Raw genomic sequence first — 21,793 nt, forward strand, 5'->3', positions numbered from 1 at the left:
GAAAACGATTCGCACCTACATAGAGTAGTAAAAAGCACTAAATGTTTTGGGAGTTGTATTGTTTTTTAAATCTAATACTGGCGCAGTAAAGCCAATTCCCTTTGTCTTTTTTGGTGGAATATAAGTATGCACAACAGTTTGACTTTTACTGTCAGGACATGTAGTAGAAGTTGCTGTGACCGCAGTGCCGTTCCATTGATCAAGCGAAGAGAGATCAGCTAAATTTAGTTTGACATAAAATTCTGCAACTTCTCCAGGTGCAAGGGTGAGTGTTTTATTCAGCGGAGCATAATTTTTATTCTCCAGCCTATTATTCATTAAAACATTGCTTTTTGTAGTACTGCCATCTGGGTTTTCTGCAAAATTTGAAAAGTTCTCAGCAGACAGTTGATAAGTATCCGTATTACTTCCAGTATTTTTAACCTGCAGTAAAAACGAAACTTCAAAACCATTGTACTTTTGATAATTCTCTCCGTCAATAGTTATCTCAGAATTACACGAACCAGATTGCGAAAACGCAACTGAAGTAATTAATAAGCAAAGCAGATTAAAAATGTTTTTGCTAAAGATATTTTTCTTCGAGAAAAAAATAAACTTACAATTGCTTACAAATTTTACTGCTTTTTCAAGAGTAGATTTTGTTTTCATAACTTAAGATTTAGTTTTAAAGTATTTATGAAATTTTAACAGAATCAAAGTTATATTAGAGTTTTTCTAATATTATTTTTTTATCTATAACTAACCTAAAAACTCGTTGAAGTGTTGTTTTTTTATCAAAAATTGACTCAAAAACATTTTTTTTTAACTCTAAAAAGTGAAATTTTTTCGTACATTTTTTTGCTTTATTAGCGAGAATTGGTTTGTTTGAAATATTATAAATAACTAATAATCAAATATTTAGTTAAAATATTGCGAACTGTCACATTATCGACTAAATACTAATTTTATAGATGAAGTACATAAAATGTAATTTTTGGATTTCTATGATTTGGCAATTGTTAACATATTGCGAATTGTTTATTCTTGTTAAAATTTAGTTATAATGTTAACAGAAATAAAAAAAGGAGAAGGTTTAAAATTTCTTTTGTAAATTAGAACTTAATTAAAAATAGCCTGCAATTCAGGTTTTTAAATTCTGCTGTTTATGAAAAATCTTATTTTAATTCGTCATGCCAAATCTAGTTGGGAAGCACCGCTGAAAGATTTTGATCGCCCTTTAATGAAAAGAGGAATCTTAGACGCGCATGATGTTTCATTAAATATTTCAGAGTATCTTCCTAAAACATATATAATGTGGAGCAGTACAGCTGCGAGAGCCTCAGAAACTGCTTTAATTTTTGCGCAAAACATATCTTATCCTTTAGAAAGTATAATTTTTAGAGACGATCTATACACTTTCGATGAAAAACAACTCGAAAAAGTTATTAAATCGTGTGATAATAGTTTTGAAAGCGTTATTCTTTTCGGACATAACGAGGCTATTACAAATTTTGTTAATAAATTTGGGGATGTTTTTATAGAAAATGTTCCAACTTCGGGCTTTGTATCATTGCAATTTGATGCCGAAAGCTGGGATACGATCCATAAGGGCAAAACACATAAAACTATTTTCCCCAAAGATTTAAAATAATAACAGTGTACGAACAGAAATATATCGATAGAGAAAAAAGCTGGTTAGCGTTTAATGCAAGAGTACTTCAAGAAGCTGCAGATAATACGGTGCCACTTTTAGACAGACTGCGTTTTGTTGGAATTTTTTCAAACAATTTAGACGAATTTTTTAGAGTTCGATATGCAGCCATTCGGCGATTAAGCCTTTCAGGTATTTCTGGCGAAAAATATTTAGGCGGTATTTCTGCGCATCAATTGATTAAAGATATTACCGAAATCGTAATTCAGCAACAATCTGAAAGTTTACGTATTCTAGGCAATATTGAAGCAGAGCTTGAGTCTGAGAATATTTTTATTATAAACGAAACACAGATTACACCAAAACAAGAGTGTTTCTTAAAAGACTTTTATAACCAAAAATTAAGTCCAGAGTTAGTAACCATTATTTTAAATGATCTAGCCGTTTTCCCAATTCTTAAAGACACTTTAGGCTATTTGGCTGTTCGTTTAGAATTGGCAAATGATGAGGTTCGCTATGCTTTAATAGAAATTCCAAAAACCATAAACAGGTTTGTTGTCCTTCCTTCTGATGATGAAAAACAATATGTTATTTTAATTGATGATGTTATTCGTTTCAAACTGAAAAACATCTTTAACATATTTGATTATAAGAGCGTTTCTGCGCACATGATCAAAATTACCCGCGACGCACAATTAGATATAGATAGTGATTTGAGTAAAAGTATGCTCGAAAAAATCGCTTCTTCTGTAAAAGACCGTCGTATTGGAGAGCCTGTTCGTTTTATTTACGATAATTTAATTGAAGAAGACACACTTCAATTTTTCTTAGATAAAATGAAAATTGTAGAAACAGATAGTATAATTCCTGGAGGAAGATACCATAATCGTCGCGATTACATGAGTTTTCCAAACCTTGGCAGATACGATTTATTATACAAACCAAATGAGCCTATGCCTGTTCCAGGTTTAAGTTTAGAAGGTAGTATTTTAGAAAAAATCAGTAAAAAAGACTATTTAGTTCATGCACCTTATCAGTCATTTTCTTATTTGACCAAATTTTTACGTGAAGCTGCTTTAGACCCAAAAGTTACAAGCATCAAAATAACCTTGTATCGTTTAGCTAAAAATTCGCAAGTAATTAGTTCTCTAATAAATGCGGCTAAAAATGGTAAAAGAGTAGTAGTGCAAATCGAACTTCAGGCACGTTTTGATGAAGCTTCGAATATCTCTTATGCAGAACAAATGCAGACAGAAGGCATTGAACTTATTTTTGGTATTAAAGGATTAAAAGTTCACAGTAAAATTTGTGTAATCGAAAGATTAGAAGAAGGTAAAAACCGCCGTTACGGATTTATTTCAACTGGAAACTTCAATGAATCTACAGCCAAAATTTATACCGACGTAACGCTTTTAACTTGCCATCAAGGAATACTAAAAGATACCTCAAAAATATTTGAGTTTTTCGATATCAATTATAGAGTTCACAGATACAAGCATTTAATTGTTTCTCCTCATTATACAAGAACTAAATTTATAAAACTGATCGATCGTGAAATTCTGCATGCGCTTGCTGGTAGAAAAACACATATCAAATTAAAAATGAATAGTTTATCTGATTTTAAAATGATCGATAAACTATACGAAGCAAGTAATGCAGGAGTAAAAATCCAGCTTCAAGTAAGAGGAATTTGCTCTTTAATTCCAGGAATTCCAGGGATGAGCGAAAATATAGAAGCAATAAGTATTGTAGACAATTACTTAGAGCATTCGAGAGTTTATATTTTTGGAAATGCAGGTTTAACTGAAGTATACATTTCGTCTGCCGATTTTATGACTAGAAATCTTGACGGAAGAGTAGAGGTAACTTGTCCAATTTATGACCTTGAAATTAAGAAAGAATTGATCGATAACTTTAATATTGCGTGGAAAGGAAACGTAAAAGTAAGATATCATTCATATAAATTAGATAATAAATATAAGCCGAAAAATCATCATGCCCCATTTAGAGCACAATTTGAAACCTATAAATATTATCAGAATAAAGTAGCAATATTAGAAGAGGTTCCTCAAAAAGTAAATTAATAATAAATACCAATTTTCAAATCATAAAGTGAGCATGATTAATATTAGGAAGTTTGCAGCGATAGATATCGGTTCGAATGCCATGAGGCTTTTGATTGCTAACGTTGTGGAACAAGAAGGCAAAGAACCGCAGTTTAACAAAAGTTCCCTTGTTCGTGTACCAATTCGTTTAGGACAAGATGCCTTTACAGTTGGAGAAATTTCACCAGAAAATATAGATCGAATGGTTGATGCCATGAAAGCATTCAACCTTTTGATGAAAGTACATAAAGTAGAACGTTATATGGCATTTGCAACTTCTGCAATGCGCGAAGCCTATAATGCCAAAGAAGTGGTGGCTTTAATTAAGAAAAAAGCCGATATTAAAATCGAGATCATCGACGGTAAAAAAGAAGCCGCAATTATTGCTTCTACAGATTTGCATCATTTAATTAAATCAGATGAAACGTATCTTTTTGTTGACGTTGGAGGTGGAAGTACCGAGTTTACCTTATTCTCTGACGGAAAAATGATTACCTCTAGGTCTTTCAAAGCAGGAACCGTTCGTTTATTGAACAATATGGTTCACGATGTGGTTTGGGATGAAATCGAAAAATGGATTAAAACCAATACAGCCGATTATGAAGAGGTTACGCTGATAGGTTCTGGAGGAAACATCAATAAGTTGTTTAAAATGTCTGGAAAACAGCAAGAAAAACCGCTTTCGTACATTTATGTTAACTCGCAGTATGCATTTTTAAATTCGTTGACTTACGAACAGAGAATTGCCGAATTAGGCTTAAATTCTGACCGTGCCGACGTAATTATCCATGCCACTCGTATCTATCTGAATGCGATGAAATGGAGTGGTGCGCGCCAGATTTATGTTCCTAAAATCGGACTTTCTGACGGTATCGTAAAAGCAATGTACTACGGTAAAATTTAACACTATTTTTTTAATGAATAAAGGCAGACTAGAAGCTTTTAGTGATGGCGTTTTGGCAATCATTATTACGATTATGATTTTGGAAATTAAAGCGCCAGAAGGACATCAATTTGCAGATTTAAAACCGCTTATACCGAAGTTTTTAAGTTATATCTTGAGCTTTATTTATGTTGGAATATACTGGAATAATCACCACTATTTGCTTCATGGATTATTAAGGGTAAACGGGAAAATTTTATGGAGCAATCTGCATTTTTTGTTTTGGCTTTCTTTAATCCCTGTTTCTACCGCTTGGATGGGAGAACATAATTTTGAAAAGGCTGCAATGACAATGTATGGCGTTGTGCTGCTTCTTTCTGCAATCTCCTACATTATTTTGCAATACACCATTATGTGCAGCGAAGGAAAAGATTCTGCTTTAAGAAAGGTGCTTAAAAAAGATTATAAAGGAAAAATCTCTTTAGTTTTATATGTAATCGGAATTGTTACTGCATTTTACAATCAGTGGATTTCTGGAGCCGCTTACTTTACAGTGGCAATGTTATGGCTTATTCCAGACAAAAGAATCGAGAATATTTTTGCTTCAAATGAATAATTTATGAAATCTGTTTTTCAGTCCATTCAAGATTTCTCTGCTGACGAATTAAGTCTTTTAGACGATTTAATTACATTTCGAACATTGAAAAAAGGAGAACTTCTATTGACTGAAAATCAGGTTTGCAACGAAATAGTTTTTATAGAAAAAGGAATTCTCCGTTCCTTTTTTGTCAATCATAAAGGAGACGAAATTACCAATTGTTTTGCTTTCGAAAATGAATTTATGGCTTCTTTTGCCAGTTTTATTACCGAAGAAAAAGCAGAAGAAAATATTCAAGCTTTAACCGATACAGAATTGCAAATTCTAGACCGAAAAGCTTTAGAAAAACTCTATCAATCAGGACTCAATTGGCAGGAAACAGGCAGGAAATTAACCGAATTAGAATTTGTAAGCCTGCATAAAAGAATGATTTCTTTTCAGAAATTATCTGGAGCACAGCGTTACGAAGAACTTCGCCAGAATCATCAAAAGTATATTCAGTTAATTCCGTTGCAATATTTAGCTTCTTATCTAGGAATTACGCCAAGACATTTAAGTCGAATTCGTAAAGCTATTTTATAAACTTTGAATTTTTGTTTCACGCAGATTTAAAATGATTTAAGCAGATTTTTTTTTAATTCTATTTATTCTGATATTAAAATCTGCGCAAATCTTGACAGTCTTCAAAATCTCCTTTATCTGCAAAATCTGCGTGAAAAAAAAAGAATGGGACATTTGTCTAGTAAAAGAAAGTATACTAATAGTATTTTTGATAAAACATTTTCAGATGAAAAAAATACTAATAATAAACGGACACCCAAATGACGAAAGCTTCAATTTCGGAATTGCCGAATCCTATCAAAAAGGCGCAATTGCTTCTGGTGCCCAAGTAGAAACCATCACAATTGCCAATTTAAACTTCAACCCAAATCTTAAATTCGGTTATCAAAAACGAACCGATTTAGAACCAGATTTATTAGAATCTTGGGAGAAAATAAAAAGAGCAGATCATCTAGTTTGGATTCATCCCGTTTGGTGGGGCGGACTTCCAGCGATAACGAAAGGGTTTATCGATCGATTATTTTTGCCTGGAATGGCTTTTCAATACCGTGAAAATTCAGTTTGGTGGGATAAATTATTAAAAGGCAAAACAGCTCACATCATTACAACCCTAGATCAGCCAAGCTGGTATTATCGTTTCTTTTTTGGAAGTCCAAGTGTTAATCAACTAAAAAAATCTACTTTAGAATTCTGCGGCGTAAAACCAGTTAAAGTAAGCTACATCGGAATTGTAAAAGGCTCGAATGATGAACAAAGAAAAAAGTGGCTAGATAAAGTTTACAATTTAGGGTTCAAAAATAAATAATTTGAGTAATTATTTTAATAACATGAAATAGAAAAAAAATAGAATTTAAAAAGAAAAATTCGTGAATTTGTGGCTATTAAAAAAAATTAATCCTTCAAATCTAATCCAAATGTTGAACGCAAAAGCTCGATGTTTGGATTGATTTCTAAGAAACGATTATAACGATCCTGGTTGTTGTAAGTTCGTTTCATTTCAGCCTGTTCATTTACAATTACTTCAATAGTAATATCGTGATTGTGTAAATGACCTTTTAAATGCCCTAATAAAGCGTTCATTTGACTTTCAAATTCTAGTTTTGAACCTTCGTTTGGCAATTCATAAGAAATTGTTGTACCGTTCAAAACAGGATCACTAATCAATAGAATCGATTCCATGATTTTAAGCCCTTTTTGACCTAAGCGTTCCGCATATTTGTTCCAATGAAGACGCATATCGGTTTCGTTAAACTCTTCAGTTGGCAAAACAGAAGATGGTTTAACATACGATTTTGTGCTAGCTTCCAATTCTTTTTTCTTGCGGATACTAGCAAGAGAAAAAGCAGAAACTTTAGGAGCGCCGCTTGTGTCTGCTTTTGGAACTTCTGGAGTTTGAACTTTTGGAGTTTCAACAGGAGTTTGAGCTGTATTTGAAATATTTACAGCAACAGGATTATCATTGCTATTTGAATTAGCATTGACATTATTTTTTTCTTCCGAACTTGGAGTTTGGGGTTTTACACTTGAAACTTCAACTATAGAATAGCCTCCGTTTTTAAAGTAAACGGGCGGAATTATGAATTGCTCAGCTTTTTTTTTTCTCCATCGAAGTTGATAGAGGCCAATTGCATCAAGCATAATTCAACTAAAAGTCGTTGATTCTGACTTAATTTGTATTTTAAATCGCAATCATTTGCAATGTCAATTCCTTTTAATAAAAATTCTTGAGAACATTTCTGCGATTGAGTGGCATACATTTGCTGCGCTTGTTCTCCAACTTCTAATAAAGCAATAGTAGAAGGTGTTTTGCTTACCAATAAATCTCTAAAATGCGAAGCCAAACCAGCAATAAAATGATGTCCGTCAAAACCTTTTGCAAGAATATCGTTGTAAGCCAATAAAAGCTTCGGAATTTCATTTTCTAAAAGTAAATCGGTAATCGAAATATAAGTTTCGTAATCTAAAACGTTTAGGTTTTCAGTTACAGCCTGACGTGTTAAATTTGTTCCGCAATAAGAAACTACACGGTCAAAAATAGACAAAGCATCACGCATTGCACCATCTGCTTTTTGAGCAATAATATGGAGTGCATCATCTTCAAAAACGATTCCTTGACTTTCAGCAACATCTGCCAAATGTTCTTTAGCATCTTTTACTGTAATTCTTTTAAAATCAAAAATCTGACAACGAGATAAAATCGTTGGAAGAATTTTATGTTTTTCTGTTGTTGCTAAAATAAAAATAGCATGTTTTGGCGGTTCTTCTAATGTTTTAAGGAAAGCATTAAAAGCGGCCGAAGACAACATATGGACCTCGTCAATGATATATACTTTGTATTGTCCAGTCTGAGGTGGGATTCGAACCTGATCGATAAGGTTACGAATATCATCAACCGAGTTGTTTGAAGCAGCATCTAGCTCAAAAACATTAAATGCAAAATCTTCAGTAGGATCATCATATCCAGGCTGATTTATTTTTCGAGCCAAGATACGCGCACAAGTAGTTTTACCAACTCCACGTGGTCCTGTAAATAAAAGAGCAGAAGCTAAGTGATTGGTTTCTATAGCATTCAACAAAGTGTTGGTAATGGCTTTTTGCCCCACAACATCCTTAAAGGTCTGCGGGCGATATTTACGTGCCGATACTACAAATTGTTCCATATTCTTTTTTATTCGATAGCAAATATATGACTTTTGTTTCGTTGTTTAAAACCGATTTTAGTTATTTGGCGAAATTCTTTTTCTTCAAAATAACAAAGAGTAAACTCAGAAATAATACGATGTTGACAATCAAAGAAATGATAATATATTGACTGTAAGTTTCCAATTTTGTTTCTGTTTTTTCTTTATCAGAAATTTCTTTTTGAGCATTTTTATAAGCGCGCAACTTTTCTAATTGATAAATCCAATCTGTCAAATTATTCTTTTCATATTGTAGTTCATAAACTTGTTCAAATAAGGATTGTATTTGTTTGTCACCAGTGTTTGAATATATGTTTTTAGGTAGTGGTGGCGGATAATTACTTTCATAAGGCATAAATCCTCTACTTGGCGAGCAGAGACCGATATCGATCATTTTATCATTTTGATATTCCGCATATACAATCCAAAGTTGTTTTGTTTGCGGGAATAAAGAACAGCTAGAAAAGTTTTTTCCGTTAATGTATTGGGACTTACTTTTTCCTTTAAACAACTCTATTATTCTGAAAGTATACGTTTGTAGAACAGTATCAACTTTTATAACTTCTCCATAGAAAACAATCTCCGATTTTCTTAATCCATCTTCTACCAATGTTTCTTTTTCGGGAGGTTTGCAATCGCACGCGAAACAATTATTCCAAATCAAAATAAATGAAAAAATCAGAATAGGGTTTAATTTCATAAAGTTAGTTTTGAATACAATAATAATCTTTTTTGTGCTTATTTTTTCGTCTCTAAATTGAATTTTTGTAATAAAAAATGTACTATTTTTAATCCGAAACTAAAATAGCTTTATTTCCAAAAAATTTAATTTTTATAATTCATGAACGCAAAACAAATTGTCAGATTAAGCAATATTATCGGGATTACGTCTATACTTTTATTATTGTATTGGGTTTTTACTTTTATCGTAATTGAAGTTTTCGGGTTAAAAGTATTTAGAGAAAATATGACCGAAAGTTTTTATTTAAGCATTCTCGGAATTCTTGCTCTTATGGCAGGATCTCTTATAGTGAATCTCATGTTTAATTTGACAAGAATTGCCGAAAGAAAAACTGAAGACGAAGTAAATGTCAAATCGACTAGACGTAAGGTTTTGACTTTGCTTTTAATTTTTCCACTAATTTTAATTATTCTTTTTGGAGGTAATTATCTAACTTCTTCTAAAAAAGAAAAAATGCTAATTGATTCTGCAAAATCAATCATAGAATCAAATAAGTCAAATAGTGATAAACTTCTGAATTATACTTTTTCTAAAGCATATATCAAGGAAACCACTGGTATTTTAAGAGTTTTGTCTGAAACAGATAAAAACTTTCCGAGTGTAACCTTAATTGTAAAAGATTCTATTAAAGATTCGCCTGTTTTTCTTGGTTTTAATCCCTATTATAATGAAAGTTTAGACTCAAATGATAGCATACAGCCAAAAAAGGTAAATTATATTTATAAGACGACTAAAGAAGAAAGAGCTTACCTGAATGAGGTTTTTACTAAAAATAGTGAGGAATTGCGATATAGTTCTCGTAAAGGAAATTATGAATTGTTTTACCCATATAAAAAGAACGGAAAAACAATTATTATCTATTTTTCTGAACAACAGCAATACGGTAAAATGTAAAGCTTGGGCAAAGTAACTATTTAGAGGTTTATCTTTGTTATTGGTAATTGATTGATAAATAGTTATTTGTGTTTTGTGAAATCATAGAAGTTTTGAATTGTAAGATTCAAAACTTTTTTTATGAGCTAATTTTAAGAAATCAATAATATTTAAAAATGTAAGATTATTTTGTAATATCCGATTGATTTATTCGTTAACTTAGAAGATTAATTAATTTAAAAAAGATATCATTATGAAAATTAAATCGATGTTATTAGGAATGAGTTTTGCTTTTTTATTAGTGGCTTGTGGACCTAAAGATGCAGATATTCAAAAGGAAATTACTGCAAAATTAAGCGATTTACCTGGAGTTTCAGTAACTGTAGAGAAAGGTGTTGCAACTATTTCGGGTACTTGTAAAGATGATGCTTTCAAACAAAATGCAGAAAGTATTGTAAAAGGAATAAAAGGTGTTAAATCGGTCGTGAACAATTGTGAGATTGCTGCTCCAGAACCTGTAGTTGCGGCTCCTGTAGAAATTAATCCCGATGCAGTTTTAACCACTTCGGTAAATGAGGTAGTAAAAACGTACAGCGGTGTAACGGCAACAGTTAAAGATGGCGTGGTTACACTTACTGGTGATATCAAAAGAAGTCAATTGCAAAATTTGATTAAAAGTGTTCAGGAATTGAAGCCTAAAAAAGTAGAAAACAAATTAACTATTAAATAATTGATGTTATGAGTTTAAAAGATAAATACAAAGAGTTAACAGATTTAGCTTCTAATTTAGGAGTAGCTGATTTGCAAGTAAGAGAACAAGATAATGTGCTGTATGTTGACGGAACAGCAAAATCTGCAGATGATAAAGAAAAACTTTGGGCTGCTTACGGAAAAATAGATCCTGATTTTAGATCGGCTGATGTAGTAATGAATATTGAAGTTTCTGAAGGAGCTTCGACAGAATATACTGTTGTAAGTGGCGATTCTTTATCAAAAATAGGAAAAGCGCATGGTGTTTCATGGCAGACTATTTACGAAGCCAATAAAGACATTATTAAAAATCCAGACATCATACAGCCGGGCTGGAAATTAAAAATACCAACAGCATAATTTTACTTATGTGTGTTGCAAAAGTCCATCTAAGTGATGGACTTTTTTGTTGTGATTTAATCGCAAAATCTATTCTCATTTTATGTGATTACAATTATTTAAAGTTGGTTATCTTTTTAATTTTTAAACTGTAAATATTTTATTTTGTAGTAAAAAGTTTACTATTTTTGATTCCTTTAAATTTTGAGCATTAATGGAAGGGAAGCAGATAATTAGAATTACAGAAACAATTAGGTTTGTTTCGATTACATTGATAGTATATTGGCTTTATGATTTTTTAATAAATCGAGGTATAGGAATAACTGAAACTTATTATTGGATAATTCTTGGAGTTTTGGCCTTAATGATTGGAGTATTATTAATTATAATTTTGAACAATCAGACTAATATCTACGAAGCTCATACTAGAAATGTCAGAAGAGAGAGGAGAATATATGTTAGCATAATTCTAATTTTTCCTGCGCTCGCTATGTTTCTTTTTGGCGCAGATTATTGTACAAAATTTAGACCTAAATGGTTAAATTTTTCTCAATCGGAATATTATAAAGATTCTCAGGACATAGATGAAATTATAGAATCCAAAAATAAATCAGATCAAGACACATTCTTTATAGAAGACACTGTATCTATACTGGAAAAATACAAAAAGAGTACAACGCTATTACAGCCACGAAAATCGGGACATGAGATAAGTTGGAAAGAAAGTAAGTTTGGAGGTTATCCAAATATGGAATCTTTTACAGCATATCCAAAATGTAATGTATGCAAAAGTTCTTTAAATTTTGTTTTTCAAATTTACAAAAGAGATTTTCCTGAATTTTATTTTCCTTCAAATACTAATATTTTTCAGCTTTTTCGTTGTCCTAGCAACAAGTGTAGAAGTTCGTATACAAATTCCCGTTCTGATCATAAAATGTTTCACTACTATTCAGAAGTCGAATGTGTACAAAATAAGATATTTAAGAAGACTGGTATTAACTTAAAAGATATTGAGAAAGAAGTTCCTGATTGTTATTTAAAACCCTTGAAAGTGTTTGATTATCCATATTATGATGATTACAAAGAAGAAGATTTAGCAAAACTAGATGATAATTTTAAATTTAAACTAGGCAATCTGCAAATAGAAAAGTATATCACCAAACCAGATACAAAAATTGGAGGATATCCAAATTTTATTCAAGAGTCATATTACCCTAAATGTAAATGTGGTAGAATTAAAGAATTTTTATTTCAGCTTTCAAGTGATGACAGAGAAAATAGAAATATATTTGATTATAGTAACCCAGTTAATTGGTCTGATCATGGTATAATGATTGGGGATGGGGGGAATATCTATTACTATATATGTACAAATTGTGGAGAAAAGAGTATTGAAAGTTATTGGGATTGTTCTTAATTTTCCATGATTCAGATTATATGTATAATTAAAAAAAGTCGCTCATTGAGCGACTTTTCTTTTTATGACTCGAAATTATTGTTCAGCCATTTTTTTACATTTGCGTGACTTCTTACATCACTTGGTAAGTCATTACGTAAAGATCTTTCCAGTTTGTTAAAAGTTGATAATGTTGTCCAGCCTTTAGCTGTCATGTAACGATTAAGGAATGGGAGTACTTCATAGCCCTCATGTCTACTAAGTAGTGTACTGTCGGGTTCTCCCGTAATTTTTGCATTGTCATTTTCAACAGATGCAGTCCAGGAATAAATAAGTGTTAAATCACTTCGCTTAAAATTTGCCATTTTATAAAAATTTAAAATTATTGTTTCGAAAGTTAAGTTTGTCTCTTTAAATCATTTTATGGTAATCCGTATTTGAAATATGAATTTTTACTGGAAAACATATAAATCTAATCACAATATCCTATAATCATTTGATAATTAATCTCTTTAATTTTAGAAATGTAAATTACTAAAAGAGAATATTATGAAAATGAGATCCATTTTATTAGGAATGTGCCTTACTGTTGCTTTGGTATCCTGTAAACCTAACGATGCTGATATTGAAAAAGCAGTTAATGAAAAAATAAATGATCCAGATATCCAAGTTGCCGTACATGAAGGTGTGGCTACAATTACAGGTATTTGTGACGACGAAATGTTCAAGAAAAATATTGAAAAAAGCGTAAGAGCAACCAAAGGTGTAAAATCTGTTGTCAATACCTGCGAACTCGCCAGAGCCAATCAAGAACCTGCGGCGGCGACTGTTATTATTAATTCGGATACCGATTTGGATAAAGCTGTCAGTAAAGTAGTCGATGCTTACGATGGAGTGAGTGCAACTGTTGTTGGTGGCGTTGTTACGCTTTCGGGAGAAATTGCAAAAAATAGATTGCAGCCTTTAATGCAAAGTATTCAGGAGTTGCATCCTAAAAAAGTAGACAATAAATTAACTATTAAATAGGGAAGATATGAGTTTACAAGATAAATACAGAGAAGTGATAAATTTAGCAACTGAAATTGGAATTGCTAATTTACAAGTAAGAGAACAGGATAATGTGCTTTATGTTGATGGTACAGCGAAATCGGCGGCTGATAAAGAAAAACTTTGGAATGCGTACGAAAAAATTGATCCTGAATACAGATCGGCAGATGTTGTAATGAATATTGCTGTTACAGAAGGTGCAACAAAAGAATATATTGTAAAGGGAGGAGATTCGTTATCTAAAATTGCTGCAGCTTACGGTATATCATGGAACGATATTTTTGAAGCGAATAAAGATATTATTTCAAATCCTGATTTGATTAAACCAGGTTGGAAATTGAAAATACCAATAGCATAATTTTTTTAGCTGCAAAGGTTCAAAGTTGCAAAGCAACAAAGATTTTTATTTTTATGTCATTCTTAGAAATTAAAGGAATTTAGCTTCTAAGAATGACATAGATTATTGAATGTTTTTTGTTTTCAGTTTATTTTTACTTGATTTGAAAGATATTTTCGTCTAAAAACTACCTTCCCCTAATACTTAAATCAAATAAAAATTTTGCTGTTTCCTGATCTGAATCTGCCGAAAAGCCAGCAACATAGACTCCTTTTTTACCCGAAGTCGATTTAATTCCGTATACAACTGCCTCATCCGCTGGGTCTGACTCACCCTCGTATCGATACACATGAACAATTTCAAATTTCTCAGGATTCTTTTTAATCGCATCTGCATTTCGATTAAAATCGCACGTAAATCCTTTTTCATTCAATTGATCTAAAGCCTTTGAAACAGTTGCGTAATGATACATTCTTTTCATGATAAACTGAATTTAAATTATAGATTTTTAAAGATAACTATTTTAAAATTAAAATGTTATGATAAAATTCATAAAATCTGAAATTTAAAATCGTTATTGTTAGTGCTTAAATCCCTACTTTTGCACCGCAGACCGCCTTATCGTCGTCCCGATTCATCGGGAGGGAGGAAAGTCCGGACACCATAGAGAAGCATAGCGGGTAACGCCCGTCGGTTCCGAAAGGGATTAGGACAAGTGCAGCAGAAAGTATGTACAGGTAATGCTGTAGTGAAACCAGGTAAACTCTATGCGGTGAAATACCAAGTATATCGGCATTTAAGGGCTTCTCGTTCGTTGCCGAAGGGTAGGTAGATTGAGTCCAGTAGTAATGCTGGATCTAGATAAATGATAAGGTATTGTATCGTTGCAAAATGAGACAAGAACAGAATCCGGCTTACAGGTCTGCATTTTTTATATATTTGTGAAACTATCTAACTTGTTTTCATGAATATTGCCACTCCAAATTCTTCTTCAAAATCTAAAAGAAGCCTTTTTAGAACGATTGTAACCAATCTTACTTTTTGGGTTTTAATTGCTATTATTTCGGGTATTTTACTCGGACATTTTTCTCCAGAAAATGGTGTGAAGATGGAATTTTTGGGCAAAAAGTTTATTCAGCTAATTTCTCTTTTTATTGGTCCCATTATTTTCTTGACAATCGTTTTAGGGATTTCGGGAATGGGAAATCTAAAAAAAGTGGGAAGAATTGGCGTAAAAGCTTTAACTTATTTTGAAGTGGTTTCGACCGTTGCATTGGCAATTGGTGTCGCGGTTGCTTATATATTTAAACCAGGAAAAATTGATAAATCGGGACTGACATTTGGCGATGCAAGTCAGTATACAAAAGGAGCTTCCGAACATTTTTCGTGGTTGCAGTTTTTCTTATCCAATTTTACTTTACAGGTTTTATTGGCTGCTATTATATGCGGAATTGCATTGAATTTTTATCAGAAAAGAGAACAGACTATTTTAGTTCTCGAAAGATTCTCAAAAGTGGTTTTCTTCGGTTTGAAATATGTAATGTATCTAGCTCCAATTGGTGCTTTTGGCGGAATGGCCTATACAATTGGGAAATTTGGTCTTGCTACTTTGATTCCGTTAGGAAAACTGATGCTTTGTGTGTATTTGACTATGGCACTTTTTGTTTTTTTAGTTTTAGGAAGCATCTTGAGATATTATAAAATAAATATTTTGTCGATTTTAAAATATATCAAAGAAGAACTTTTATTGGTTTTAGGAACTTCGTCTTCTGAAGCTGCTTTGCCAAGTATTATGGTGAAACTGGAACGTATGGGTTGCAGTAAATCGGTTGTAGGTTTGGTAATTCCAACGGGTTATTCTTTTAATTTGGATGGAACTTCAATTTACCTTTCGATGTCGGTGCTTTTTATTGCACAGCTGTATGATGTGCATTTAACCTTTTTTGAAATCATGACGGTTATTGGAATTTTAATGATTACTTCTAAAGGTGCAGCAGGCGTAACTGGAAGCGGATTTATTGTTTTAGCATCGACATTAACAGCTTTGCATAAAATTCCTGTTGAAGGTTTAGCCTTTTTATTGGGAGTGGATAAATTTATGAGCGAAGCCAGAGCGATTACCAATTTAATAGGAAATACAGTCGCAACAATAATAATCTCGAAAACAGAAAGAGATTTTACAGAGTTAGATTTGAGTTACAAAGTAACAGAGTGACAAAGTAACAAAGTAATCAGAACTTTGCATCTTTGGCACTATGTTACTTTGTCACTTAAAATTACGATTCGTCCTTCGTTGTTCGCACCACACTAATGCCCGACATGAAAAAGACAATTCCTAATATTCCGTAAATAATAAGCGATTTTATATCTCTGGTTTCTCCAGATGTGCCGGCAAAAATAACTGCCGTATAAATAAGTCCTACAATTCCGAGGATTGTAAGCAACCCACCGAAAAATCTTTTTAGGTTCATGATTGTTAGATTTAAAAGTTCTCTAACAAAGTTAATTTTCAATAAGTTAATCGCTGTTATACAATTGCTTATATAAAATTATATGATTTACAGGATGCTATTTTTCTATTTTAAATTCTAATCCAATATTTCGAACGCTTTCAATCTTGATTTTCGGATCTGAATTAAAATATTTCCTAAGTCTGCTGATAAAAACATCCATGCTTCGTCCGGAGAAATAATCGTCTTTTTTCCAGACCGACATTAAAATCTGATCTCTTTTTAATAACTGATTGTGGTTTAAATATAAGTATTCGATAAGAGAAGCTTCCATTTCTGTAAGCTGCTGCACATGATTTTTATTGTTAAGTGTCAGACGTTCATTATCAAAAATATACGAACCAATTTCGATTATGTTATTTCCGTCCAGACTTCTCTTTTGTTCGATTCTTTTTAGAATATTCTGCAAACGCAGCACCAATTCGTCAACTTCAAACGGCTTTACGATATAATCATCTGCGCCAAGTTTTAGACCAATGATTTTGTCTTCTTTTAGCTTTCTTGCGGTTAGAAAAATAAATGGAATTTCGGGATTAATGGTAATTATTTTTTCAGCCAATGAAAATCCGTCCATTTTGGGCATCATTACATCAAAAACACAAATATCAAAAGTTTGGTTTTTAAAAAAGTCCAAAGCTATTTCGCCGTTTTCGGCCCAGATTACTTCAAATTGATGCAATTCTAGATATTGTTTTAAAATCGCCGCAAAGTCAAAATCGTCTTCGGCTAATAGTAATCTTTTCAAAATAAAGGGATTAAACTTTTAATAAAATAGTAAACTGAGTTCCTTTTCCTAAATCGCTATTAACGTTTACAGAGCCCTGATGCGCTTTTACGATTTGGTCAACATAATACAATCCTAAACCTAAACCTTTTGTGTTGTGCAGGTTTCCTTGTTCTACTCGGTAAAACTTATCAAAAAGAAACGCTTGCTTGTTTTTGGCAATTCCAATTCCGTCATCTTCAAAACTGATTGAAAACTGTTTTTCGACAATTTTTGTTTTTACTGTGATTGTATTTGATCCATATTTTACAGCATTTTCGAGAACATTTAAGAAAGCAGTTGTTAAATGAAATTTATCCAAAACCAAAATAGTTTTCTCAGTCTGAAAATCGGTTTTAAGATTGATTTTAGGAAATGTAATTTTAAAATCATTTGCGATAGAAAGCAGAAAATCTTCGGCTTCTATTTTTTCTTTTTGCAGTTCAATTTCATTTTCAGCCAAAGAATTTGCCATAACCTGATCAATCAGATTCTGGAGACGGTTATTCTGGCGCGAAATGGTATTTACAATCGAATTGAAATTTTCATCGTTGTCACGAATGTTTTTCTGCGCTAAAATCTTTGTCGAAATCCCCAAAGTGGCCAATGGAGTTTTTAGTTCGTGCGTAATATTATTGATGAAATCGGTTTTTACATCACTGACTTTTTTCTGTTTGATTAAAGCTTTTAAAGCTATAACAAAAAGCGTAATTAAAGTCAGAATTGATAAAAGAGATAGAATGAGAATAAACGTCATTCTTCTTAGAATAATCATTTCCCAGTCTATAACAGAAACGTACATCGAATCTTCTGTCAATAATTTATATTCCTCATTTTCAAAAGTGCCGTTTGTTGTTCCAACATAACTTCTTACTAAAAAGGCATGATTTAAAGAAGCCAGATTTCCATACAATTTATTCTGGATAAAAGGTTTTTCAGAGAAAATTGTATCGGCTTCCTGTTCGTTTTTATAAAGAATAAATTTGTTTAGCACAATGGCAAAATCAATTTTAAAATCGGGTAAATCTTTCTCGAATCTTCGCTTGATTTTTTGAGTTATGATGTTTTGAGATTGCGTATTCAAAACCCCATTTTTAATGTCCAATTTACTTTTTTTTCCTTTCATGTATTTTTCTGAAAGGCTTTTGTAAAGCACTTCTTTTTTAGAAACCAAAGCCGAATCGATATCGCTGTAATTATTGGTAATTTGAGCAATTTCGTTTTTAATCTGCGTATGAAACTGAGCTACTTTATATTCGTAAGCAGTCTTTACTAAATAGCATTGAACGGTCATAAGCACAAATAGCGCTACGACAGAAAATCCGATTAATAAATTGATTCTTTGCTTCATATTGGTTGAAATGACGCTTCAAAAATACAGTTTTTAGCCAACAAATAGGAGATTAACCTTGCATTAACCTACGATTAACTTTCAGAACTGGGTTTTCAAAGCATTTTTGCAGCGACATAAAACCAAATTTTATAAAATGATACAAACGAAAAGATTTTCAGGAGCTTTAATTGCTTTCCTTTTTTTTATGAATGGTCACGCAAACGGAATGATTAAAGAAAAGTATTATGAATTGAATATTGCTCCAAAACAAAAGGCCGTTTTAATTTTATTTCCGTGCTTTCCATGCAATATCGAAAACACTAAAAAGGAAGCCCGATTTCTTAAAAACTTAAAACAGGAAGGTATAACTACCTTGTTGCTGAATTATAACATGAAATTGTATTTGTCAGAATCAGAAAAAAAAGAATATTCGTTAGCACTAAATTCAATTTTTGATCGCAATAAAATAGCAAAAGAGAATATTTTTATTGGTGGTTTTTCGAGCGGTGGCAATCTGGCGCTTTTGCTTTCTAATTATCTTATTCAGACCAAAAATGCCATACAGCCCAAAGGTTTAGTTGTGGTCGATTCTCCTTTAGATTTAGAAAGACTGTACAATGGCGCACAAGAGGATGTGAAAAAGAATGTTAGTGAAGAAGCGGTTGAAGAAGGAAAATATTTAATACAGCTCTTCAACGATGATCTCGGAAATCCAAAAGCTAATATCGAAACCTATAAAAAAATGTCTCCTTATTTGGTTTCAAGCGATTCAAAAGTAAATATAGAATACTTAAAAGATATTAAAATTCGATTGTACTGCGAACCAGATTTAGAATGGTATTGGACGAACAAAAAAAGAACTTACGAAGAGTTGAATGCCTTTCATTTAGAAAAAACATATGATTCATTATTGAATTTAGGAGCAGAAAAAGTAGAATTTATAAAGACTTCAAACAGAGGATTTGATGCGAAGGGAAATAAAAAACCGCATTCTTGGACTTTGATAGAAAGGGAAGATCTTATAAAATGGATTCTTAATTAACGAAAAATATCTAATCTAAACCCTATTCAAGAATGAATTATCTGCCACTAAAACTGCTTATTACCCTTTTACTTTTTTGTCTTTCATTTATGGCAAACGCTCAGAATGAAACACAAAAGGATTCGATTTCAAATGAATTAAATGAAGTGGTAATCAGTAAGGAGAAAAAAATGTTTACCAATGCAAACGGAAATGTAAAGATTGACGTTGCTAATTCGGTTTACAGTACAATTCCAAATCCGATTGATTTGCTTTCAAAACTGCCATCGGTTCAAATAGGGAGTGATCGCGAAAGTATTTCGATTGTCGGAAAAGGAAATCCGTTAATTTATATCGATGGTCAAAAAGGAACCATAAGCGATTTAAATGCTTTATCTGTTGCCGATATTAAAACAGTAGAAATTATTAAAAATCCGTCTTCTAAATATGAAGCCGAAGGTCGCGCTGTAATTTTGATTACTAGAAAAGTAAGTAAAAAAGATAGTTTTAAAACCGAAATTTCTGAAGTGGCCTCTTTTAAAAGAAATTACAATAATTATTTGGGTTTTAATTCTAGCTTTAAAAAAGATAAATTAGAATGGAAAGCCAATTTTAATTACAATCTGCGAAATCCGTGGGAAAATCATAGTTTGGAATATGAAATTCCGAAGGCTTCGATAGTCTCCAATTATGATGTGACAGCAAATTCGCATGTAAAGGAATATGTTTTTGGAGGAGGTGTGTTTTATAAAATAAATGAAGATGATTATTTGTCGGTTAATATAAATGGTAAAATGCGAAATGATACTTTCGATATCAACACATTTACTTTTAATCAAAATCAGAATCAGATAAATAATGTCTTCACTTTTAGCGATAATTCGAGTGCTAAAAATTTCTTGAATTCATTTATCAATTATTCGAAGAAAATAAAAGCTATTGATACTAAGTTGTTTATTGGTTTTCAGGGTTCCAACTACAATCAGCATTTGTTGAGTTTGGTGCAAAATAATTTTAATGAAACCGATTTTAAATTGTCGCAAAACCGAGATCAAAAATTTAATGTGGATGTTTTTTCTGGAAGGATCGATTTGGAAAAAAAGTTCAAAAATGAAATGAGCCTGGAATATGGCGGATTGTATTTAAAGGCTAAATCAAAATCAAACGCTGACATTTTTGATTTTGAAGAGGGTAAAAGCGAAGTTTCTGATTATGATTTTAAAGAAGAAAACCTTGCCGCTTATGTTCAGTTCTCGGGAAAGCTAAAAAAAATCGATTTTTCATTCGGATTAAGAACAGAAAACACCAATGTGTATTCCAAGTTTAAAACGCAAGTTTCGCCTTCTATAGATAAAAACTACACCAATTTGTTTCCCAAGGCCGATCTTACAATTCCTATTGACAGCACAAAAAGTATCAATGTAAATTACTCAAAAAGTATCGTGAGGCCTAATTATTCAGCTTTAAGCCAAATTGCCACGTATATAAATCCGTATTTTTTATATGGGAGCAGTATAAATTTAGGGCCGGCATTTGTAGATGAACTTTCAAGCTCATTTCAGTATCACGACAAAACGTTAAAATTGAGTTATTATCAGACCAAAGACGTAACCAATCCGAGTTTTGTTTTTAATGAGGAAACCAATGTATTAATGATTACCGACATTAATTTTAAAAGAGAAACGGGTTTTACGATAGATTTCACGCTTCCGTTTACGTATAAATTTTGGACAACCACCAACTCTCTAATTTTTGTAAAAAGCAAGGTTGAAGACGATACAGCGCTTTTGCATCCTTCAAAACCTTATCTGTATTATTACTCAAACAATACATTCAAATTGCCAAAAGATTTTAGTTTCGTTTTTTCTTTCTGGGGAACGACCAAACAAAATGATGGGATTTTTGAGCGTAAAGCTAATTTTGTGGTCGATATGTCTTTAGCAAAAACATTTGGTAAAAACTGGAGCTGTACCTTGAATTACAATGATATTTTTAAAGCGACAAGTTATACCGATACTTTTACGGTGAATAATGTCCATTCCAGGTTTAAATATTTAGTCGATGCCAATGAGATTTCTATTGCAGTTCGTTATTCTTTTGGAAAAATCAGAGATTCCGAATACAAACAAAAGAGCGTAAATGAAAGTGAAAACAGAATTAGATAAAATGTAAGATAATTCTTTGTTTTAGGAATGGTTTTTGAATGTTTGGTTTTTAAAATTGA

Annotated in this window: 24 protein-coding genes and 1 other RNA gene; 16 read left to right on the forward strand and 9 right to left on the reverse strand. The window is 32.0% G+C overall.

Annotated features, from left to right (window positions below):
• Positions 1–15 precede the first annotated feature (15 nt).
• Positions 16–648, reverse strand: a complete 633-nt coding sequence (locus tag ACFO3N_RS04210) for a hypothetical protein (RefSeq protein WP_379795442.1) — start codon at positions 646–648, stop codon at positions 16–18.
• Positions 649–1,144: 496 nt separating this feature from the next.
• Here ACFO3N_RS04210 and ACFO3N_RS04215 point away from each other — a divergent pair, with 496 nt between their 5' ends.
• From ACFO3N_RS04215 to ACFO3N_RS04240, 6 genes are all read left to right on the forward strand, one after another.
• Positions 1,145–1,630, forward strand: coding sequence for a SixA phosphatase family protein (locus ACFO3N_RS04215; protein WP_379795444.1), 486 nt, complete (start codon positions 1,145–1,147; stop codon positions 1,628–1,630).
• Between the two features lie 5 nt (positions 1,631–1,635).
• The gene (gene ppk1 / locus ACFO3N_RS04220; RefSeq protein ID WP_250836703.1) at positions 1,636–3,714 is read left to right on the forward strand and encodes a polyphosphate kinase 1; all 2,079 of its coding nucleotides are present in this window, start codon (positions 1,636–1,638) and stop codon (positions 3,712–3,714) included.
• Positions 3,715–3,748: 34 nt separating this feature from the next.
• Complete coding sequence (locus tag ACFO3N_RS04225) at positions 3,749–4,639, forward strand: Ppx/GppA phosphatase family protein (RefSeq protein WP_379795446.1); 891 nt, start codon at positions 3,749–3,751, stop codon at positions 4,637–4,639.
• Between the two features lie 13 nt (positions 4,640–4,652).
• Entirely contained in the window at positions 4,653–5,234 is a 582-nt protein-coding gene (locus tag ACFO3N_RS04230) for a TMEM175 family protein (RefSeq protein ID WP_379795448.1), read from the forward strand.
• A 3-nt stretch (positions 5,235–5,237) separates the two neighbouring features.
• Positions 5,238–5,798, forward strand: coding sequence for a Crp/Fnr family transcriptional regulator (locus ACFO3N_RS04235; protein ID WP_379795449.1), 561 nt, complete (start codon positions 5,238–5,240; stop codon positions 5,796–5,798).
• Between the two features lie 205 nt (positions 5,799–6,003).
• The gene (locus ACFO3N_RS04240) at positions 6,004–6,582 is read left to right on the forward strand and encodes an NAD(P)H-dependent oxidoreductase (RefSeq protein ID WP_379795450.1); all 579 of its coding nucleotides are present in this window, start codon (positions 6,004–6,006) and stop codon (positions 6,580–6,582) included.
• A gap of 86 nt (positions 6,583–6,668) precedes the next feature.
• On the opposite strand, the gene ACFO3N_RS04245 is transcribed toward ACFO3N_RS04240, so the two are convergent.
• From ACFO3N_RS04245 to ACFO3N_RS04255, 3 genes are all read right to left on the reverse strand, one after another.
• Positions 6,669–7,415, reverse strand: a complete 747-nt coding sequence (locus ACFO3N_RS04245) for a DNA polymerase III subunit gamma/tau (RefSeq protein WP_379795452.1) — start codon at positions 7,413–7,415, stop codon at positions 6,669–6,671.
• Complete coding sequence (gene dnaX / locus ACFO3N_RS04250; protein WP_248727475.1) at positions 7,352–8,437, reverse strand: DNA polymerase III subunit gamma/tau; 1,086 nt, start codon at positions 8,435–8,437, stop codon at positions 7,352–7,354. The genes ACFO3N_RS04245 and dnaX overlap by 64 nt, the downstream gene beginning before the upstream one ends.
• Before the next feature lie 61 nt (positions 8,438–8,498).
• Positions 8,499–9,158, reverse strand: coding sequence for a hypothetical protein (locus ACFO3N_RS04255; protein ID WP_379795454.1), 660 nt, complete (start codon positions 9,156–9,158; stop codon positions 8,499–8,501).
• Between the two features lie 141 nt (positions 9,159–9,299).
• Between ACFO3N_RS04255 and ACFO3N_RS04260 the strand changes: the two genes are divergently transcribed.
• From ACFO3N_RS04260 to ACFO3N_RS04275, 4 genes are all read left to right on the forward strand, one after another.
• Entirely contained in the window at positions 9,300–10,094 is a 795-nt protein-coding gene (locus tag ACFO3N_RS04260) for a hypothetical protein (RefSeq protein ID WP_379795455.1), read from the forward strand.
• A gap of 232 nt (positions 10,095–10,326) precedes the next feature.
• The gene (locus ACFO3N_RS04265) at positions 10,327–10,803 is read left to right on the forward strand and encodes a BON domain-containing protein (RefSeq protein WP_379795457.1); all 477 of its coding nucleotides are present in this window, start codon (positions 10,327–10,329) and stop codon (positions 10,801–10,803) included.
• 8 nt (positions 10,804–10,811) lie between these two features.
• Positions 10,812–11,183, forward strand: coding sequence for a LysM peptidoglycan-binding domain-containing protein (locus ACFO3N_RS04270; protein WP_379795459.1), 372 nt, complete (start codon positions 10,812–10,814; stop codon positions 11,181–11,183).
• A 193-nt stretch (positions 11,184–11,376) separates the two neighbouring features.
• Entirely contained in the window at positions 11,377–12,579 is a 1,203-nt protein-coding gene (locus ACFO3N_RS04275) for a DUF1963 domain-containing protein (RefSeq protein ID WP_379795461.1), read from the forward strand.
• A 62-nt stretch (positions 12,580–12,641) separates the two neighbouring features.
• On the opposite strand, the gene ACFO3N_RS04280 is transcribed toward ACFO3N_RS04275, so the two are convergent.
• Complete coding sequence (locus tag ACFO3N_RS04280) at positions 12,642–12,923, reverse strand: hypothetical protein (RefSeq protein ID WP_379795463.1); 282 nt, start codon at positions 12,921–12,923, stop codon at positions 12,642–12,644.
• 184 nt (positions 12,924–13,107) lie between these two features.
• Between ACFO3N_RS04280 and ACFO3N_RS04285 the strand changes: the two genes are divergently transcribed.
• Positions 13,108–13,584 (forward strand): BON domain-containing protein, encoded by a 477-nt coding sequence (locus tag ACFO3N_RS04285; protein WP_379795465.1) that lies wholly within the window; start codon positions 13,108–13,110, stop codon positions 13,582–13,584.
• Positions 13,585–13,591: 7 nt separating this feature from the next.
• A complete protein-coding gene (locus tag ACFO3N_RS04290; protein ID WP_379795467.1) occupies positions 13,592–13,963 on the forward strand; it encodes a LysM peptidoglycan-binding domain-containing protein in 372 nt (123 codons plus the stop codon).
• Positions 13,964–14,129: 166 nt separating this feature from the next.
• Here the strand turns inward: ACFO3N_RS04290 and ACFO3N_RS04295 are convergent, their stop codons facing one another.
• A complete protein-coding gene (locus ACFO3N_RS04295; protein ID WP_008467915.1) occupies positions 14,130–14,423 on the reverse strand; it encodes an SH3 domain-containing protein in 294 nt (97 codons plus the stop codon).
• Positions 14,424–14,547: 124 nt separating this feature from the next.
• Here ACFO3N_RS04295 and rnpB point away from each other — a divergent pair.
• Both rnpB and ACFO3N_RS04305 read left to right on the forward strand, forming a co-directional pair.
• Positions 14,548–14,875: RNase P RNA component class A (gene rnpB / locus ACFO3N_RS04300), an RNA gene on the forward strand.
• Positions 14,876–14,906: 31 nt separating this feature from the next.
• A complete protein-coding gene (locus tag ACFO3N_RS04305; protein ID WP_379795470.1) occupies positions 14,907–16,157 on the forward strand; it encodes a cation:dicarboxylate symporter family transporter in 1,251 nt (416 codons plus the stop codon).
• Between the two features lie 61 nt (positions 16,158–16,218).
• Here the strand turns inward: ACFO3N_RS04305 and ACFO3N_RS04310 are convergent, their stop codons facing one another.
• From ACFO3N_RS04310 to ACFO3N_RS04320, 3 genes are all read right to left on the reverse strand, one after another.
• A complete protein-coding gene (locus tag ACFO3N_RS04310; protein ID WP_379795472.1) occupies positions 16,219–16,413 on the reverse strand; it encodes a hypothetical protein in 195 nt (64 codons plus the stop codon).
• 97 nt (positions 16,414–16,510) lie between these two features.
• Positions 16,511–17,197 carry a response regulator transcription factor gene (locus ACFO3N_RS04315; protein ID WP_379795474.1) on the reverse strand — a complete coding sequence of 229 codons (687 nt, stop codon included), beginning with the start codon at positions 17,195–17,197 and terminating at the stop codon, positions 16,511–16,513.
• Between the two features lie 10 nt (positions 17,198–17,207).
• Positions 17,208–18,566, reverse strand: a complete 1,359-nt coding sequence (locus ACFO3N_RS04320) for a sensor histidine kinase (protein ID WP_379795476.1) — start codon at positions 18,564–18,566, stop codon at positions 17,208–17,210.
• Between the two features lie 136 nt (positions 18,567–18,702).
• Here ACFO3N_RS04320 and ACFO3N_RS04325 point away from each other — a divergent pair, with 136 nt between their 5' ends.
• Both ACFO3N_RS04325 and ACFO3N_RS04330 read left to right on the forward strand, forming a co-directional pair.
• A complete protein-coding gene (locus ACFO3N_RS04325) occupies positions 18,703–19,590 on the forward strand; it encodes a hypothetical protein (protein ID WP_379795478.1) in 888 nt (295 codons plus the stop codon).
• Positions 19,591–19,622: 32 nt separating this feature from the next.
• Positions 19,623–21,734: a TonB-dependent receptor domain-containing protein gene (locus tag ACFO3N_RS04330; RefSeq protein WP_379795480.1), complete on the forward strand. Its 2,112-nt coding sequence runs from the start codon at positions 19,623–19,625 to the stop codon at positions 21,732–21,734.
• Positions 21,735–21,793 lie beyond the last annotated feature (59 nt).

The organism is Flavobacterium chungangensis, from assembly GCF_042654045.1.
GTDB lineage: Bacteria > Bacteroidota > Bacteroidia > Flavobacteriales > Flavobacteriaceae > Flavobacterium > Flavobacterium chungangensis.